This is a genomic window from Shewanella marisflavi, from assembly GCF_023283925.1.
GTDB classification, from domain to species: Bacteria; Pseudomonadota; Gammaproteobacteria; order Enterobacterales; family Shewanellaceae; genus Shewanella; species Shewanella marisflavi.
Genome location: NZ_JAKIKX010000002.1, coordinates 208,912 through 223,484, shown reverse-complemented (window position 1 = coordinate 223,484; position 14,573 = coordinate 208,912). Strand labels below are relative to the sequence as shown.

13 protein-coding genes and 3 tRNA genes are annotated in these 14,573 nt (G+C 45.9%); 7 read left to right on the top strand and 9 right to left on the bottom strand.

Translation table 11 applies throughout. The features are described 5' to 3' along the window. Nucleotides 1–8: 8 nt before the first annotated feature. Both gap and L2712_RS05825 read right to left on the bottom strand, forming a co-directional pair. Nucleotides 9–1,019: a type I glyceraldehyde-3-phosphate dehydrogenase gene (gap, locus tag L2712_RS05830; protein ID WP_248977177.1), complete on the bottom strand. Its 1,011-nt coding sequence runs from the start codon at nucleotides 1,017–1,019 to the stop codon at nucleotides 9–11. Between the two features lie 213 nt (nucleotides 1,020–1,232). Then, nucleotides 1,233–2,072 (bottom strand): DUF2989 domain-containing protein, encoded by an 840-nt coding sequence (locus L2712_RS05825; protein WP_248977176.1) that lies wholly within the window; start codon nucleotides 2,070–2,072, stop codon nucleotides 1,233–1,235. Between the two features lie 204 nt (nucleotides 2,073–2,276). Here L2712_RS05825 and L2712_RS05820 point away from each other — a divergent pair, with 204 nt between their 5' ends. The 5 genes from L2712_RS05820 (at nucleotide 2,277) to L2712_RS05800 (ending at nucleotide 5,787) form a co-directional block, all read left to right on the top strand. Next, the gene (locus L2712_RS05820; RefSeq protein WP_248977175.1) at nucleotides 2,277–3,713 is read left to right on the top strand and encodes a glyceraldehyde-3-phosphate dehydrogenase; all 1,437 of its coding nucleotides are present in this window, start codon (nucleotides 2,277–2,279) and stop codon (nucleotides 3,711–3,713) included. 232 nt (nucleotides 3,714–3,945) lie between these two features. Further along, a tRNA-Gly gene (locus L2712_RS05815) sits at nucleotides 3,946–4,021 on the top strand. 34 nt (nucleotides 4,022–4,055) lie between these two features. Next, nucleotides 4,056–4,129 (top strand) — tRNA-Cys (locus tag L2712_RS05810). 39 nt (nucleotides 4,130–4,168) lie between these two features. Then, nucleotides 4,169–4,255: transfer RNA gene (locus L2712_RS05805), tRNA-Leu, on the top strand. A 338-nt stretch (nucleotides 4,256–4,593) separates the two neighbouring features. After that, nucleotides 4,594–5,787 carry an amino acid aminotransferase gene (locus L2712_RS05800; protein WP_248977174.1) on the top strand — a complete coding sequence of 398 codons (1,194 nt, stop codon included), beginning with the start codon at nucleotides 4,594–4,596 and terminating at the stop codon, nucleotides 5,785–5,787. Between the two features lie 100 nt (nucleotides 5,788–5,887). Here L2712_RS05800 and yvcK read toward each other — a convergent pair whose 3' ends face one another. After that, nucleotides 5,888–6,799 (bottom strand): uridine diphosphate-N-acetylglucosamine-binding protein YvcK, encoded by a 912-nt coding sequence (yvcK, locus tag L2712_RS05795; RefSeq protein WP_248977173.1) that lies wholly within the window; start codon nucleotides 6,797–6,799, stop codon nucleotides 5,888–5,890. Between the two features lie 134 nt (nucleotides 6,800–6,933). Between yvcK and L2712_RS05790 the strand changes: the two genes are divergently transcribed. Together L2712_RS05790 and L2712_RS05785 are read left to right on the top strand one after the other, a co-directional pair. Beyond that, nucleotides 6,934–7,761, top strand: coding sequence for a glucosaminidase domain-containing protein (locus L2712_RS05790; RefSeq protein WP_198387146.1), 828 nt, complete (start codon nucleotides 6,934–6,936; stop codon nucleotides 7,759–7,761). Further along, nucleotides 7,739–8,359: a DUF2987 domain-containing protein gene (locus tag L2712_RS05785; RefSeq protein WP_248977172.1), complete on the top strand. Its 621-nt coding sequence runs from the start codon at nucleotides 7,739–7,741 to the stop codon at nucleotides 8,357–8,359. Before L2712_RS05790 ends, L2712_RS05785 begins: the two co-directional genes overlap by 23 nt. Before the next feature lie 69 nt (nucleotides 8,360–8,428). Here the strand turns inward: L2712_RS05785 and ttcA are convergent, their stop codons facing one another. From ttcA to L2712_RS05755, 6 genes are all read right to left on the bottom strand, one after another. Beyond that, nucleotides 8,429–9,382, bottom strand: a complete 954-nt coding sequence (gene ttcA / locus L2712_RS05780; protein ID WP_248977171.1) for a tRNA 2-thiocytidine(32) synthetase TtcA — start codon at nucleotides 9,380–9,382, stop codon at nucleotides 8,429–8,431. Between the two features lie 84 nt (nucleotides 9,383–9,466). Next, on the bottom strand, nucleotides 9,467–10,399 hold the full coding sequence (uspE, locus tag L2712_RS05775; protein WP_248977170.1) for a universal stress protein UspE: 933 nt from the start codon (nucleotides 10,397–10,399) through the stop codon (nucleotides 9,467–9,469). Between the two features lie 95 nt (nucleotides 10,400–10,494). Continuing rightward, nucleotides 10,495–11,244, bottom strand: a complete 750-nt coding sequence (gene etrA / locus L2712_RS05770) for an electron transport transcriptional regulator EtrA (RefSeq protein ID WP_033538193.1) — start codon at nucleotides 11,242–11,244, stop codon at nucleotides 10,495–10,497. 55 nt (nucleotides 11,245–11,299) lie between these two features. Next, nucleotides 11,300–11,992 carry a sulfite exporter TauE/SafE family protein gene (locus tag L2712_RS05765; protein WP_248977169.1) on the bottom strand — a complete coding sequence of 231 codons (693 nt, stop codon included), beginning with the start codon at nucleotides 11,990–11,992 and terminating at the stop codon, nucleotides 11,300–11,302. Next, nucleotides 11,989–12,174: a cbb3-type cytochrome oxidase assembly protein CcoS gene (gene ccoS / locus L2712_RS05760; protein WP_033538195.1), complete on the bottom strand. Its 186-nt coding sequence runs from the start codon at nucleotides 12,172–12,174 to the stop codon at nucleotides 11,989–11,991. Before ccoS ends, L2712_RS05765 begins: the two co-directional genes overlap by 4 nt. Beyond that, nucleotides 12,171–14,570 carry a heavy metal translocating P-type ATPase gene (locus L2712_RS05755; protein ID WP_248977168.1) on the bottom strand — a complete coding sequence of 800 codons (2,400 nt, stop codon included), beginning with the start codon at nucleotides 14,568–14,570 and terminating at the stop codon, nucleotides 12,171–12,173. Before L2712_RS05755 ends, ccoS begins: the two co-directional genes overlap by 4 nt. Nucleotides 14,571–14,573: the final 3 nt, after the last annotated feature.

The following is a 14,573-nucleotide window of genomic DNA, read 5'->3' as shown; positions in this document are numbered from 1 at the left end:
GTCGCTTTTTACTTAGCTGTCATCAATGCCACGGCATTGTCTAGCATACGATTACTGAAGCCCCATTCGTTATCGTACCACGCCATGACTTTAACCAGACGGCCATTTACACGAGTCTGTGTAGCGTCAAAGTTAGAAGAGAATGGATTGTGGTTAAAGTCGATAGAAACCAGAGGTTCTTTGTTTACTGCAAGCACTTCGCTCATTGGCGCTACGCTTGCAGCCTTCTCGATAATGGCGTTGATCTCTTCTACGCTGGTGTCGCGAGCGGCGATGAAGGATAAATCCACTAATGATACGTTAACCGTTGGTACACGAACCGCCATACCGTCAAACTTACCGGCCAACTCAGGTACAACTAATCCTACTGCGGCGGCAGCGCCTGTCTTAGTTGGGATCATAGACATAGCAGCGGCACGAGCACGGCGTAGATCGGTATGATAAACGTCTGACAAACGTTGGTCATTGGTATAAGCATGGATAGTGGTCATCAGACCTGACTCGATACCAATTGCATCATTTAACGGCTTAGCGAAAGGGGCCAAACAGTTAGTGGTACATGAGGCGTTAGAGATCACAGTCATATCAGAGGTGATCACTTCGTTGTTAACACCGTAAACCACAGTCGCATCAACGTTTTTACCTGGAGCTGAGATAATCACTTTTTTAGCGCCAGCATTTAGGTGAGGTTGAACCGCTTCTTTAGAAGTGAATATACCAGTACATTCAAACACCACATCTACATTTAGCTCAGCCCAAGGCAGTTTTGCCGGGTCGCGCTCAGAGAAGGTTTGAATTTTGTCTTCGTTGACATAGATAGCTTCATCATCATGTTCAACTTTAGCGTTGAAACGACCATGAACTGAATCGTACTTGGTTAGGTGTGCATTAATAGAAGCGTCACCCAAGTCGTTGATGGCAACGATTTGAATTGGGTATTGCTTGTCGCTTTCATAAAGCGCGCGAAGTACGTTTCTACCGATACGGCCATAACCGTTAATTGCTACGCGGATAGTCATCTCATATCCCTCAGGTAAATGTATAAAAATATCTGGTAGTAAAATTACCAAATTGACAGCTATCGTCAAGCAATATCGGGATTTATCGGTAAGTTAGCTTAACAATTTTGCTGTTTTCTTTACAAAGATCAGGTTTTCTACAAAAAAAGGGGCCATTTCTGTAAAAAAAATACTAGTGGCAAACATTTTGCCGGGGCGGAAACCGCTGCCTTATTAAGACGAGCTGTTCAACTGTGCCCGAATATCACTAGAAGCGTAGTCACCCTTTTGCAGATGTTCCACTAGGTTTTCCGCTTGTTGGTCTAAAAAGATGGCCACTTGTTGATCGCCATTAATTAATGCATTCATTTTGGCATCAGACGCCGTATTGCGCGTCATCAATACGTTGGCTTTTGAAAAGAGATAGGTTTTCTCGAAGTCATTTTGCTGGTGGTAGATGCTGGCTAGCCCTAACAGCCAGTCAGGATTAAAACCTTCTGGTGTTGTGCGATCTAATAGTTGAAGATAGAGCGCCTTAGCTTTATTGAGATCGGACTTTTGATAGTAGGAAGCAAGACTGGCCAGAATGTCTAAATCATCAATAGCTCTGGCTTGTTGCGCTTTAATGACTCTCGATAGCGCGGCCTGATCGTTTAAACGTAGCCAGTGGTAATAGGAGAGATAGATATCGGGATCGTCTTTAGTGCTTTCTCGCAGCTGCGCCAAGTTTTGGGCGCTAATACCAAAGGCTCGCACCCTGTCGTTGGTGCGTTCGGGATGCAAGATATGTTGAACACCGGCTGCCAACTCTATGCACTTATTGTAGTTCTCAAGATTAATTAGGTGCTGGTATATTTGCTTACCAGTGGGGGAAGGGGTGTTTTTCAGGGCGTAGCGCTTCTGAATTAAGTCGGCTTTCTCGTATCGGCACCAGCTATCACGATGCAGGTCATCACAAAGCTCAGGATTATTTTTACAAATCGTGGCGGTATTAACACCATTATCGCAGCCAAATAGGCCAAAAATCGCTAAAATCGACAATAATGGTGTAATGATTACAAAATTTTTCCTCAAACGCACATCCTCACAGGATTTTATCTAATAATATTACATAGTTAGAGAAAATATCTTACTAGATCGTAAGCCGACTTTTCATTACAATGGCGCCGACCAATAACGGGATTGACGCCCGATAATAATAGAGTATTGGTCTTTTCTTTTTGTTACTCAAACATTTCTACAATAAATCTAGTAGAAAGTGAGATAAAGGATCTGTAAATGACCGCTGATAAACACCTACAAAGTTGGCAAGAACGTTTTGAAATGGCTGAGGCAATGCAGCCTCTACTGGGTAAGTTATACCGTAACCAAGGTGTAGAAGTCGTTCTATACGGTAAGCCACTTCTTAATGCTTCCACTATCGAGATCATTAAGTCACACCGTTTAGTACGTCGTCATGTGGGTGACAAACTCAGATTACGTGAAAGTTTTCCTTTCGTTGAAGCGCTTAGCAAGCTTGCGGTGAAGCAATGTAAAGTGGATATCGGTAAATTAGCGGTTAATTACTGGCGTGAGCACAAAGATGCTAGCCAAATCGAAGCTTACATGAGCCACGAGCTAGCGTCTGCAATTGACCATGAAGACAACCAAGAAGCTCGCGATGTCGTACTATACGGTTTTGGTCGTATCGGCCGTCTACTCGCGCGCCTGCTGATCGAAAGAACAGGTGTTAGCAACAAACTGCGTCTACGCGCTATCGTGTTGCGCGGTGGTCGTAAGGGCGATCTTGAAAAGCGTGCCAGCCTGCTGCGTCGTGATTCAGTACATGGTCCATTTAATGGTTCAGTTGAGGTTGACGAAGAGAACAACGCAATCATCGCAAACGGCACCTATATTCAGGTCATCTATGCTAACTCGCCAGATGAAGTCGACTATACCCGTTATGGTATTAATGATGCGTTGGTGGTTGATAACACTGGTATCTGGAAAGATGAAGATGGCCTAGGTTTACACCTGAAATCTAAGGGTGCGACTAAGGTACTGCTAACTGCTCCGGCTAAAGGTGCGATTAAGAATATCGTTTACGGTGTTAACGAAAACGATATTTTGGATGAAGATACTATCGTTTCGGCCGCAAGCTGCACGACTAACGCGATCACTCCAGTGCTTAAGGCGATTAACGATAAATACGGAATCGTCAATGGTCACGTAGAAACCATCCACTCTTACACCAACGATCAGAACCTGATTGATAACTATCATAAGGCTGACCGTCGTGGTCGTAGCGCACCGCTCAACATGGTGATCACAGAAACTGGTGCCGCTAAAGCTGTGGCTAAAGCGCTTCCTGTATTGGCGGGTAAGTTAACCGGTAATGCGATTCGCGTACCGACGCCAAACGTTTCTATGGCGATCATTAGCCTTAACCTTAATGGCGAAACCAGCAAAGACGATATCAACGAATACCTACGCAATGTCGCGTTAAGCTCTGAACTTCAAAACCAAGTTGATTTTACCGAGTCGACTGAAATTGTTTCTTCAGACCTTGTTGGCTCTCGTTATGCGGGTGTCGTTGATTCTCAAGCGACTATTGCTGATGGTAATCGCGCTATTCTTTATGTTTGGTATGACAACGAATTTGGCTATAGCTGCCAGGTCGTTGGCGTAATGCAGAAGATGTTAGGACTTAACTATCAGTCTCTGCCAGCCGCTTAAATTTAAGTGCTTATAGAAATACCCTGGCTTAGCCCAGGGTATTTTTTTATCAATAACATAATGAATCTGCTTAACAAAAAAACACTCAGGTGATTATTGCAGCAAACGATGCGACAAAGGCCATTAATCTCTTAAATTTGCGTTGACTCTTTTTGTTAAATCGGTAGAATTCCTTTCCGCAGTCAGGGGAAAGTACACTAGTAATCACTTGATTGCCTAAAGCGTTTCAGTTGCGACATTAGCTCAGTTGGTAGAGCGATACCTTGCCAAGGTATAGGTCATCGGTTCGAACCCGATATGTCGCTCCAAATTTGCGGACTTGCCGCAAATCGCTTCAAATAAGGCGCGATGGCAGAATGGCTATGCTGCGGATTGCAAATCCGTCGATCTCGGTTCGACTCCGGGTCGCGCCTCCACCTTTAGTTTTAACGTTAACTTACGGTAAAACAAACTATGCCCGAGTGGTGGAATCGGTAGACACAAGGGATTTAAAATCCCTCGCTGGTAACAGCGTGCCAGTTCAAGTCTGGCCTCGGGTACCATCAATTGATGACAAAAAAGCCTCACCTAGTGGGGCTTTTTTGTATCCAAAGTATGTTCGATTCTTAATGTTTCACTCACCGCACCTTATAGATCTCTCCTTATTAATTCGCGAACTTCCCTTGTGCTGTGACGCCGATCTCATATTGTCGATTGTATTGTAAATCGGTAAATATTCTAATAATTCACTAAACTAATAGGACATTTAGCTATAAATATTATGTTAATCCATAGGCGTTAAGAAAAATGTTGATATTGAAAAATATCCGCTATGAAGGGGCTTAAGACAATGGTATAACTAGCCGGAACCCTTCATATGATTACGTTTAGGAACACCATCATGATTTTTAACCAGGTAGTACTGGCTCCCGCAGATCCCATTCTTGGTCTTACAGATGCTTTTAAGGCCGATCCTCGCGCAGATAAGGTTAATTTAGGTGTTGGTATTTATAAAGATGAATCAGGCCAAACCCCGATATTAAAATCCGTAAAATTAGCGGAGCAGAAGCTACTCGAAACAGAAACCAGTAAAAGTTATCTTGGTATCGATGGTGTTGGCGCCTATAACCAGGCTGTACAGGGGCTCTTATTTGGTAGTGATCATCAAGTCTTGCTTCAAAAAAGAGCGGTTACTGCCCAGGCGCCCGGCGGAACAGGTTCGCTGCGTGTCGCCGCCGAGTTTGTGGTTAGAAACACCTCAGCTCGTACCATCTGGGTCAGTAATCCGACTTGGGCAAACCACAACAATATTTTCCAATCTGCAGGGCTCACGGTAAAGCAATATGGCTACTATGATGCCGAGCGTCATGACATTGATTTTGATGCCATGCTCACTAGCCTTGAGCAGGCCAGTAGCGGTGATTTGCTGTTATTGCATGGATGCTGTCATAACCCAACAGGGATTGACCTAAATATCAGTCAATGGGAAGTTATCGCCCAGCTATGTGTTGATAAGGGGTTAGTGCCTTTATTTGATTTTGCCTATCAAGGATTTGGTGCAGGGGTGGAAGAGGACGCTCAGGGCCTGCGACTTGTCGCCAGTAAGGTACCTGAACTCTTGGTTGCTAACTCATTTTCGAAAAACTTTGGTCTCTATAACGAGCGTATAGGCGCAGTAACCTTGGTTGGCCAAGATGAAGAGATGGCTAAGCGCGCCTTCAGCCAGATTAAGAGTACGATACGCAGTAGCTATTCAAACCCACCTGCCCATGGTGCCTTGATTGTCGCTACAATTCTTGGCGATGCGCAGTTACGCCAGTTATGGGAGGAAGAGCTAACCCAAATGCGCGAACGTATTGCCGAGATGCGTGTGCTTTTCGTTGAAACCTTGGCTAAACAAGGTGTTCAGCAAGACTTTAGCTTCATCTCGTCGCAAAACGGCATGTTTAGCTTCTCTGGCCTAAACAAAGATCAGGTTGCACGTCTTAAAGAGGAGTTTGGTGTTTATATCGTTGGTTCTGGCCGCATAAGTGTTGCAGGTATGACAAGGACCAATATGGATACCATTTGCAGTGCGATAGCTAAAGTGCTCTAGTTTAAACAACTGTATTAATAGAAAAGCCACAACATAAGATTGTGGCTTTTTTTATGCCTAAGTACTGCTATTCCTATACCTTGGCATTTAGGGCGGTATTTTATGCCAGTGCGCCGAGTCGCTCTGGTTCGACTATCAGTGATAGGGCATCAGCCAGAGCCTGCCTGTCATGGAGTGCCTGATGGTGGCGACTGCGCAGCGGGTAATAGGTAGTAATGCCCTTGCTGAGGTACTTATCGCCGTGACAAAGCACATGGTTCACTGATTTATTGCCTAACACTTGCTTAAACCAAGTAAGGCGCTGCTCTAAGCTAAAGTTTGCTGCAGCAGACGGTTCTTGGGTGAGATTGTCGATAAGAATAACTTTGGCGTTTGAGGCATGCAGAGCCCGGCTCAGTCTAGGAAGTAGTAGAGGTGGCATTATACTGGTGAGAAAACTGCCTGGTCCCAGGATGATCAGATCGGCTTGTTTGACTGCTTCGCAGGCTTCCGGAGTCGCATCTACCATAGGTTCGAGTGAAAGTGCTATGGGCGCTTCACCGCTTTGGTCGACTTCAACTTCACCGAATATCCGTGTTCCAGAAGACTGAATTGCCACTAGGTGTGTGGGTTGCTCTGACATTGGAATAACCTTGGTCTCGATATTGAGTAGGCCACGGATAAGATTAACGGCATCTAAGGGACGCACACAGAGATCGTCAAGTGCCATTAGCACCAGATTTCCCAAGTTATGATTGGCCAGTTCACTACTGCCACCAAAGCGGTATTCAAACAGTTGTGAGCCCAGTGACGGACGGCTAGCAAGTTGTGACAGGCAATTACGCAGATCGCCCCAAGCTATACATTCTTGTTGTTCACGTAAACGTCCCGTTGAACCACCATTATCTGTAGTCGCTACTATGCCGGTGAGTTTAGGGCCAAGAAAAGAGAGTGATGATAAAACTCGGCCCAATCCATGGCCGCCACCTATGGCGACTACATTATGAAATTGGATGATAGCACTATCGCGCATTTGGGTTGTTCCTTCCTGAATCCCCATTCTATCTCTCAGCATTATAACCCAATCCCTCCACGGGTATAGCGGTTTTGTTCATGCCGTAGATAACATATAATGCCGACCAAGAGTATTTGTCGAGAGAGAAGAATTTGAGAACAGGTCACATCAATAAGTTGATATTATCTCTAGGTATTGTGGCACTCGCTGTATTGGCTGTGAAGTTGTTTCTGATTGAGGGAAAACAGGATGACTCTCAGGAACCAGGCACAATACAGAAGAATCGGAGTCAGTATAGTGCTATACCCGATTTTCAGGCGATCAGCGATGTGTCGCAAAAAAAACAGGCCTTTTTCGATTTTCTACGACCCGCCATTCGTCATCATAATGCGGTCATTAGTGACGAACGCAAATTTTTACTGCAATCCAGACAGCACCTACAGAACAGTCAGCCACTGTCTGAGGCGGAAGATTATCGTATTCTTCAGTTGGCTAGTAAGTATCAATATTCGATGCGCAGCGCCACTCTCAACACCCTGGATGAGCTGTTAAAGCGTGTCGATACCCTTCCCGAAGATCTGGTGTTGATCCAGGCGGCTAACGAGACAGGATGGGGGAGTAGTCGCTTTGCTAGAGAGGGAATGAACTTTTTCGGTCAGTGGTGCTTTAAGAAGGGCTGTGGATTGGTGCCACAATCGCGTAGTGAAGGGCTTCGTCATGAAGTAGCGGTGTTTAAGAGTGTCGAAGATTCTGTTGGATCGTATATGCGTAATCTTAATTCCAACGCGGCTTATTCGTTATTAAGATCCATTCGAGCCGATCTACGCGCTCAAAATCAACCCGTTAGCGCAGAGAAGTTGGTTTATGGGTTAATGAACTATTCTGAGCGTCAGGAAGCCTATATCGAAGAGCTGCTTGACATGTTACGTCATAATAATCAATTTTTGGTGGAAAATCATGAAGAAAGGCCTGCTGTTTAGTTGCTTGGTATTGGCAACCAGTGTTGTTCAGGCAACGCCCATTTCGTTAGAGTACCAGGGCTTCTATCAAAGAATGAAGCAGATGAATAAGGGGAATTATTCGCTAATTGATATCGCATTTTCGGTGCCTAAAGCGAACGGTTGCTTGATAGAGCAGGGGTCGATCACCACCGAGAAGCGTCATTATCCTTTGACCATCTCGGCAGATCAACGCCTCTATATTCCCTTTGATGAGACATTAAAGTCAGAGCGTGCCTTGATCAATCTACAGATGAAAAATGACGTTACCCGATGTGGCGTAGCGATGCAGATAAGGGCTAAATCGCCTAGCGAACACTATTCACAACCCGCGTTGAATGAGTTGGCTACCCAGATGAATGAGCTGCTTAAGCAGATGCAGGGATTTCCAATGAAATATTTCGCCAATGATATTGCAGGGCTAAGTATTGAATTTGCTGGCGAAGCCAAGGTGACACTCGATGATAAGGTAGAGACGGTAAACGGAAATTATCGTTTATCCAGCGATGCAATAGCCTCACTTGAGAGCCTCTCGTTTAGCGAAGTGCCTAAGGTGATCAGCCCTTGGGTCACTGAGTAATCCCTGTGTTTGAATAGTCAGTGTATGTAAAAAGCCCTCATAACGAGGGCTTTTTACATTTAGCAACTGCTAGGGAACATAGGTGCTGACTACGTCAATTTTTAATGCGTCGCTACTGCGTTTTGCTGCATCCAAATCGATATGACCGCTGTTGGCCAGATCTAGGAAGTCAAACGCTGGGAGATCAGATTCTGCTACATCACCTTTCATCGGCGCGTTGGGATCTTGCTTTAGAGAGACAAAATCGAACTGCTCTCTATCCACACCTTGGGATGGGCTGGTGTTTTGCATGGCAGTAAAGATAGTCTCGATACGGCCGGGGAACTGTTTGTCCCAACTCTTAAGCATCTCTTTGACGGCAGCGCGCTTAAGGTTTTCCTGCGAACCGCACAGGTTACAGGGAATGATAGGAAATGCCTTTAGCTCGGCATATTCGGCAATATCCTTTTCACGGCTGTAGGCGAGGGGACGGATCACCACATTGGCACCATCGTCTGACAGTAGCTTAGGCGGCATCGCCTTTAGCTTTCCTGCATAAAACATGTTGAGGAACATGGTTTCAATAATATCGTCCCTATGATGACCAAGTGCTATCTTAGTGGCGCCTATTTTCTGTGCGAAACCATAGAGGGTACCGCGGCGCAAACGACTGCATAGTGAACAGGTAGTCTTACCCTCTGGGATCTTATCCTTGACGATAGAATAGGTATCCTTTTCCAGAATATGATAAGGCACTTTCAGGCTGTCTAGGTAGGCCGGTAAAATATCTTCGGGAAAGCCGGGTTGCTTTTGATCCAGGTTGACTGCCACGAGATTAAACTTGATTGGCGCTCTAAGCTGAAGATTTATCAAGATATCCAGCATGGCGTAGCTGTCCTTTCCGCCGGAAAGACAGCACATGACGGTATCTCCCTCCTCAATCATGTTGTAATCGGCAATGGCACTGCCGACTTCGCGGCGCAAGCGCTTTTGAAGTTTGTTGAGCCGAGTTAACTGCTTTTTCGAGAGGGTTTCTTCAGACATAATAAAAAACGCGCCTAGTATCGTAAAATTCTGGGCGCGTAGTATAGCGTAAACATCAGGGCTAAAGAAAGATAGCCCGGAGGATCAATCCTCTTCGAGTGGCGACTTATAACCGTCTGGTTTGATGGCTAACAGATCGCAGTTGATGCTGTCTATCACATGCTCTGCGGTATTGCCGATAAGGGCAGCTGAAAAACCGGTACGACCGACAGTACCCAAAATGACCAATTCAGCGTCAAGTTGCTCGGCAAGTTCAGGGATCACATCTTCAGGCAAGCCCTCTTTGATATGACAAAAATCGCTGGAGATACCGTAATTGTTGGCGAGATAGCAAACACGTTGCTCGTGCTGCATGCGAATAGTTTCGCTATAGGTATGGGCGTCAAAATCCGGAAGTTCAATTGCTAGGTTTACAGGTGTACCAGGATAACCGTTGACCAGGTGAACTTGAGCGTCAAACTTCTTCGCCAGATCTACCGCATGTTCGATAATCTTGCCATTTAGGGTTTGGTGATCGTCATCTTCAGATGCCACGTTGATCGCGCATAAAATTTTACCCGCGACTGGCCAGTCATGTTCTTTTACCAAGAGGACTGGGACAGGGGCTTTACGCATTAAATGCCAGTCTGTTGGCGTAAAGATCACCGACTTGAGTTTATCATGTTCATGAGTGCCCTTAACGATGAGGTCATAACCGCCTGCAATAGCGTGTAAGATGATGCTTTCAAAGGGGCGGTTATGCCAGATCACTTCGCTGTCTATCGTCACACCGCTTTCTTTGTAATTGACGAGAATATCATCTAGCCAAGCACGGCGCTGCGCAATGACACCTTGACGCATCGCTTCACGTTCATGACCCGAAAGAATCGAAGTCATTTCGTAGGAAAAATCAAAAATGGAGAGAAATACGGTAATAGACGCTTGGTTTTTTGAGGCGAGTTCGACAGCTCTGGCGAGGGCAGATTGCTTTTCGCTTGTTGGATCCACTACAACAAGGATTTTATGATAGTCCTTCATAGATTTTTCCTTTATCTGATGTGGTACTTAAATAATGGTCGATATAGGGCAAATTGCTTTGTTTTAGATCAAATTTGCCCTCAAAATCGACTAAATCAGCGGCCTATCTTATTGTTGCCAGCTAACTTATTGAGTGAGTCAAAATCGACTATGGTAATGTACTTCCCTTTTACCTCAATCAATTCTGCTTTTTGAAAACGACCTAATAGGCGGCTGATGGTCTCTACGGTTAAACCAAGGTAATTACCTATGTCTCCACGCGTCATGGTGAGACGGAACTCTTTAGGAGAGAAGCCCCTGCTACCAAAACGATTAGCAAGGTTGCTGATGAAAGCGGCTAATCGCTCTTCGGCATTTTTCTTACTCAGTAATAAGATCATCTCTTGATCGCTTTGGATCTCATTACTCATCAGACGCATAATTTGCTGTCTGAGTTTTGGCATGGTACCTGAGAGCTCATCTAAGGTATCGAAAGGAATTTCACATACCATTGAAGTTTCTAATGCCTGGGCAAAACTTTGGTGGGTCTGTGAATGGATACCGTCAAAACCTATCACGTCACCGGCCAGATGGAAGCCCGTGATCTGCTCGTCACCTTGCTCTGTGATGGTATAACTTTTTATGGTGCCAGAACGGATCGCATAGAGAGATTTCAGTGAGTCTCCAGACTTAAAAATCTGCTCGCCTTTTTGTATTGGCTTCTTACGTTCTATGATCTCATCAAGTTGATCTAGCTCGTTATTATTCAACGTGAAAGGGATACATAAAGTGCCCATGCTGCAGTCATGACAATGAATGGCGCATCCGGGACTAGCCGAACGACGACTTTTAATATTATCTGTCATAATCTCTCTCGAATTTCACAATTAGGCTTATGTTAAACTAATTTAATAGTCACAGCTAGCCTAGCTGTGCAAATGCAATATACAAAGTTTGTATGCCAAAGCTTACTAGAATAAGCCCACTAAATATGCGGACTTTTCGTTGTTGAACCAACTGGGCGAAGTAGCGCGCCGCGACCCCTGCACTGACCAAGGCGGGTAGGGTACCTAGACCAAATGCGGCCATAATGAGGGCACCTTGCTGTGCAGAATTCGCCGCTACGGCCCAGGTTAACGTGCTGTAAACCAGGCCACACGGAAGCCATCCCCACAATAATCCTGCTGCGAAGGCATGTCTTAAATCAGTAATAGGTAGCAATTTGTTCGCAACCGGGCTTATCAAGCGCCACAGCCACTTGCCTACTCGTTCAATCTGCACCACGCCAGCCCATATTTGCGCAATATAGAGTCCGGTAATGATCATCATTACACCGGCAAATATGCGCATGCTGACTAAATAGGCGTCTAGGCTAAACAGAGTTGAAAGTAAACTTGCTGAGCCACCCACTAAGGCACCGGCTAAGGTGTAGCTAATGATGCGGCCAAGGTTATAGCTGAGGATAAATTTAAGCTGACCAAGCAGAATATTATCCGAGGCTCGTCTGGGAAGTTGTTGAGAGAAGGCGCCCACTAAACCACCACACATACCGATGCAGTGGCCAGCCCCCATTAGCCCCACTAAAAAGGCGCCGGTTATGGTGAAGTCAATCAATGCGGTTGCTGCTCGTCTTGCTGGCTATTTGTCTTGGGTTTGATGTCATCATCAAACAAGATAGAGACGCTTTGACGGTCAAGATCGTCAAACTGTTCAGATTTTACGGCCCAGAAAAAGATCCCTACGGCAACCAGCACAAACAGCATGGCAATGGGGATCAGTACATAGATAATACTCATAAACGAACCTTTAGTAGTCTTAGGCTATTGGCAACCACAATTAATGAGCTGGCCGACATGCCAATCGCAGCAATATAGGGTAACACGTGTCCGGTTACCGCTAAAGGAATGATAAGCAGGTTGTATCCTAGTGCCCACAACAGATTCTGCCTGATGATTTGCTCTGTCATTTTGGCGATGCGTACCGCTTGTGGAAAACGAGACAGCTGATCTCCGAGCAAAATTAGATCGGCACTGTTTTTGGCGATATCAGTGCCGCTACCCATGGCAATCGAGAGATTGGCGCCAGCTAACACTGGTGCATCGTTAACACCATCGCCAAACATAGCCACTCGCTTACCTTGATCTTTTAGCTGGTTAATCAGCGTCAGTTTATCCTGGGGCTTAAGACCTTTATGGAGCGCAGTAATGCCAACTTCGTGAGCGACCTGCTCAACGTGCTCGCTTGTATCGCCACTGGCTATACAGGTGGCAATTCCCATCGTTTTTAGCGTGTCTACGGTTTCCTTCGCATCGTCTCTTACGGTATCACTAAGCGTAAAGCCAGCGATGAGGTGATCTTGAGTCGCCAGATAGACATTTGCTAGGTTGTCGGCAGCTTGAATTTGGGTTTGCTCAAGAATAAATGCGGCGCTACCTAAGTAATATTGCTGCTGATTAACCTTTGCCAGAACACCTGAGCCGGCAATATATCGGTTCTCCTTCACCTGACAATCTTGGCGATAAAAAGGGGCAAATGCCTTAGCGATGGGATGGATAGATTGTGATTCCATGGCAGCGCTAATGGCTAGAGCCTCTGCTTGGCTCATGGTATGAAAAAGGTGAGTCTGGTTTAAGGTCAGACTGCCGCAAGTTAATGTGCCTGTCTTATCAAATACCACCTGGTCGACTTTAGGCAGTTTTTCGAACACGCCACCACGACGGGCGACAACCCCCAAGCGCGTGAAGAGCCCGGTTGCGCAGGTGACCGCCGTGGGCGTGGCCAGTGCCAAGGCACAAGGGCAGGTAGCGACAAGTACAGAAAGCGTTACCCAAAAGGCATCTTCAGGCCAATAGTGTTTCCACACCAGATAGGTGAGGGCGGCGATCACTAAAATGGTCCAGGTGAAATAGTTAGAAATGGTATCGACATAGAGGGCCACTCTAGGTTTGTTATTCGACGCTGCTTCTTGCAATCGAATGATTTCGGCTACTAATTGGTCCTGACCAGTCGCCGTAACCACAACCTTTATAGGGTGGTCGACATTGATGGTGCCAGCATACACCTGGCTGGTTAAATGCTTAGTCACAGGCATCTGCTCGCCGGTCAGCATGGCCTCGTTGACACAGCTTGAACCTTCGATAATTTCACCATCGGCTGCTATCACTTCCCCTGGTTTTACCATGATGATATCGCCAGTCTTAAGGCGTTTTGCCGGGACTTCAGATTGTTCACCTCGTTCATCGAGCAAATTGGCCGTCAGAGGAATGAGTTTATGCAGGTTGTTGGAACTGATGGAAGCCTTTTGGCGAGCATTTTGTTCGAAATAGCGCCCAAGTAATAGAAAAAAGGTAAACATGCTGACGGATTCGAAATAAACTTCGCCGTCGCCGGAAACGGTTGCTATGCAGCTGGCAATATAGGCTCCACAGATCGCTATAGAAACCGATACATCCATATTGAGACGCCCCGACAACATAGAGCGAAGCGCGCTGAAATAAAAAGGCTGTGCGGAGTAAAACACCACAGGCGCGGCGAAAATCATGCTCACCCAGCGGAAATAGTCTCTGAACTCCACATCAAGGTCGGTGAAGTAATCGGAATAGAGTGCCAACGCAAACATCATCACCTGCATGGTGGCAAATCCAGCTAGCCCCAGTCTTAACAGAAACTTGCGGCTATTTTTCTTACTTTGGATCTCTTGGTCATCGACCTGATATGGGGCGGCCTGATAACCGATTTGGCTTATTTGTAGTAGGATCTCGCTCAGTTTTATTACCTTAGGATCCCAGCTCACTTGAGCACGTTCTGTTGTGGTATTAACTGAGATCTTGTTGATCCCTTTTATGTGTTGCAGTTTGTGCTCGATAAGCCAGGCGCAAGCGGCGCAGGTAATACCATCTATGGTCAATGAAGTGCTGGCACTTTCGTTGCCCTGATGGACGAAATCTTGCTGAACTTCTGCGAGATCAAATGCCGAGAAGCTACTGAGTTCTTCGGGCACCAGGGCGGTCTGCTTGCTACCAGGCTCGGTGCGATATTTGTAATAGTTAGTTAATCCAGCGTCTATGATAGCGGCTGACACGGCTTGGCAGCCAGGACAACACATAGGCTGCAATACGCCATCGATAAGGGTTTCGAATTGGCGACCCGTGGTCACGGGTTCGCCACAGTGAAAACAGTTTAACGAGTCCATGAA